This window comes from Micromonospora sp. LZ34, from assembly GCF_052981855.1.
The window spans coordinates 1-1,037 of the sequence record NZ_JBRIQN010000159.1 but is presented as its reverse complement, the minus strand read 5'-3'; the positions used below and the strand labels follow the sequence as shown (position 1 = coordinate 1,037).

The following is a 1,037-nucleotide window of genomic DNA, read 5'->3' as shown; positions in this document are numbered from 1 at the left end:
TAGGTCGTGTGTCGAAGTCGGCGGTGGTGGGCGAGGAGATTCCGGCGCGTCGGTGATCGATAAGTAGCGAGGTCTCCGGTAGATGGTTCATCGACGAAGAAGACCATCAGCACGGAGACCTCGTGGCCACTGTAGCGGTGACGAGGCGGCACGACCTGACTGACGCGCAGTGGGCGGCGCTGGAGCCGCTGCTACCTGCAGGGCGTCGGCCAGGTCGGCCGCCGGCATGGACGAAGCGGCAGCTCATTGATGGGATCCGGTGGCGGACCCGGGTCGGTGCGCCATGGCGGGACGTGCCGGAGTGCTACGGGTCATGGGCGGCGGCGTACGCGGTGTTCCGTCGCTGGCAGCGCGACGGGACCTGGGCGAAGATCCTGACGACGTTGCAGGCCCTCGCGGACGCGGCCGGGCGTGTCACGTGGGACGTGTCGGTGGACTCGTCGGTCGCCCGGGCGCATCAGCATGCCGCCGGGGCGCGAAAAAGGGGGATCTGCAGGTCGAACCCCCGGGCGGGGTGACGGTCGAGCCAACCGATCATGCGCTCGGGCGGTCGCGGGGTGGGCTGACGACGAAGCTGCACCTGGCCTGCGAGCAGGGGCAGAAGCCGTTGTCGATCGTGCTGACCGCCGGGCAGCGTGGGGACAGTCCGCAGTTCGTCGCGGTGCTCGACGGCATCCGGGTGCCCCGCCTGGGCAGCGGCCGGCCGCGGACCCGCCCGGACCGGGTCCTGGCCGACAAGGCGTACACGTCCCGGGCCAACCGCCGCTACCTGCGTCGACGCGGAATCAAGGCCACCATCCCGTCGAAAGCCGATCAGGACGCCAACCGGCGTAAACGGGGCTCGAAGGGCGGCCGGCCACCCGCCTTCGACCCCGAGCGGTACAAGCAGCGTCATGCCGTGGAATGCGGCATCAACCGGCTCAAGCGCAACCGCGCCGTGGCCACCCGATTCGACAAGCTCGCCGTGCGCTACGAAGCCACCGTGCACGTCGCCGCGATCAGCGAGTGGCTGTGACCGACTTCGACACAGGCCCTAG

At 69.9% G+C, this 1,037-nt stretch carries 1 protein-coding gene; it reads left to right on the top strand.

What is annotated here, in order from left to right:
• Positions 1-137: 137 nt before the first annotated feature.
• Positions 138-1,015, top strand: a protein-coding gene (locus ACVCAH_RS37920) for an IS5 family transposase (RefSeq protein WP_447141018.1) whose coding sequence is annotated in 2 segments (ribosomal slippage) — positions 138-489 and positions 489-1,015 — 879 coding nt in all. Because the reading frame shifts where the segments join, the coding sequence is not laid out codon by codon here.
• The last annotated feature ends 22 nt before the right edge of the window (positions 1,016-1,037 follow it).